This window comes from Halobacterium bonnevillei (assembly GCF_009831555.1).
GTDB lineage: Archaea > Halobacteriota > Halobacteria > Halobacteriales > Halobacteriaceae > Halobacterium > Halobacterium bonnevillei.
Genome location: NZ_WUUU01000300.1, coordinates 1 through 1,892, shown reverse-complemented (window position 1 = coordinate 1,892; position 1,892 = coordinate 1). Strand labels below are relative to the sequence as shown.

Here is a 1,892-nt window from a genome sequence, read left to right as displayed (position 1 = left end):
GGCAAGCTTGGCCAGCTCGTCGCCGGGGAGCTGGACGTCGACCGCATGGACTACCTCGTGCGGGACGCCCACCACACGGGCGTCCCCTACGGCACCATCGACTACGGCCGCCTGCTGCGTGCGCTCACGTTCCGCGACGGCGACCTCGTGCTCGCGGAGGGCAACGTCGCCACCGCGGAATCGCTGCTGGTCGGGCGCGCGCTCATGAACGCCACCGTCTACCGCCACCACGTCTCCCGCATCGCCGGCGCGATGCTGGACCGCGCGGGCGAACGCCTCCTGGCGTCGGCGGCCATCGACCCCGAGTCGTTCGCGCGCACGACTGACGCCGAACTCCTCGGTGCGCTCCGCGAGCACGACCCCACCGCCGACACCGCGCGCCGCATCACGGAACGCGACCTCTACAAGCGCGCCGTCTGGGCGGAACGCGGCGACGTCCCCGGCAGCGTCGTGGACGCCGATTACGCCGAAACCCGCGAGTTCGAGCGCGACATCGCCGAGGAAGCGGGCCTCCCCGACCGCTCGGTCGTCGTGGACAACCCCGGCCATCCCACGATGCCGGAGTCCTCGGTTCGCGTCGTCGTCAATGGAGACATCCGTCCGCTCGACCAGCAGTCGCCGCTCGTGGAGGGCATGCTGGAATCCCAGCGCGTCCAGTGGCGCTTCGGCGTCTACGCGCCCGACGACCACACCGCCGAGGTGGCCGCCGCTGCCGAGCGAGTGCTGGGCCTGGCGGGCGTCGGCGACACCTCGGAATGAAGGGCGGAATGTAACAGTCCGCTACTGGACCTGTCGGTTGGCGGTCCCTAGCGATTCCCCGCCGGCGTCACTCGGTGTCGTGTTCGTCGCCGGCGTCACTCGGTGTCGGTTTCCTCGTCCGCTTCCGACTGTCGGTCCTCGTTGGCGTCCTGTTGGTCGTCCTCGTCACCGACCGGCTCACCGTGTTGAATCACGATGACTGGACCGAGGAACTGCTTGGCGACCTGGTCCGCGCGCATCCCGAACAGGAACGTCTTCACTGACGGGTCGGACTCCCCCATGATGACCGTATCGTAGTCGTCGGCCGTCTCGACGATCTCCTCCTGCGGACTGCCCCCACGCGTGATCTGGGTATCGATCGCGTCTTCGGATACTCCCTCCTCGGCGAGTCGCGTCGCAACGGCATCGAGCAGCGTCTCGACGTCCTCGTCGGTTTCGTCCTCGTCGGCGACGTGGTACAGTGTGATGTTGACCTCCGGGGAACGGACCTGCTTGCTCGAGAGTGCCGACCGGACGCGCGCGGAGATTCCCTGTCCGTCGCCCGGAGCGAACAGCCCCGAGATCAATCGAACGAACCGGTCGATGCCGACGATGCCGCGGACCGCGACGAGGACGTTCTCGATCGGCTGCGTCGCGTTCGGAATCAGCACTGCGAGACAGTCGTGTTCGTCGCTCGTCCGGTTGATCGTCTGATCGCCGTCGTGGGTGAACACGACCTGTGCGTCGACTGTGGCACCCGCGTCCTCGAGCATCTCCGCGTAGTCGTCGAGGCGGCCGGTGGCCTGGTCTCCGAACTGGGTGCTCGCCTGGTCTGTCGCCGTCTGGTCCGGGACGACGTGGTAGCCGAGCAGGACGACGTGTGCGTTCGCGAGGAGTTCCGGAACGCCTTCCGGAATGGATTCGCCTTCGAGAACACGGATCGGAACGAGGACAGTTGGTCTGTCTTGCATTATCTGTGGGTCCAGTTGGTCCGCTGGGACTGACCTTCCAACTGGCTAATACATTCGCGCCGAGTATAAAACCGGGGGCAGTCGCCCGAGGCGAGCGCCACATCCGCCCGCCAGACGCGCTCGGAGCGCGCCTCCGCCGCAGACGAGGCACTCGCCGAAACGGCCCACAGGGGAGAACCGAAC

At 67.4% G+C, this 1,892-nt stretch carries 1 protein-coding gene and 1 pseudogene; one reads left to right on the top strand and one right to left on the bottom strand.

Annotated elements, in window-relative coordinates; translation table 11 throughout:
• Positions 1–759, top strand: a pseudogene (locus tag GRX66_RS18615) (HD domain-containing protein); the annotation flags it as partial.
• A 95-nt stretch (positions 760–854) separates the two neighbouring features.
• On the opposite strand, the gene GRX66_RS18610 reads toward GRX66_RS18615, so the two are convergent.
• A complete protein-coding gene (locus tag GRX66_RS18610) occupies positions 855–1,709 on the bottom strand; it encodes a universal stress protein (RefSeq protein WP_159527804.1) in 855 nt (284 codons plus the stop codon).
• Between the last annotated feature and the right edge of the window lie 183 nt (positions 1,710–1,892).

Bases quoted from the DNA above. Each gene is read 5' to 3' on its own strand.
- GRX66_RS18610 (WP_159527804.1), bottom strand. From the start codon at position 1,709: ATGCAAGACAGACCAACTGTCCTCGTTCCGATCCGTGTTCTCGAAGGC.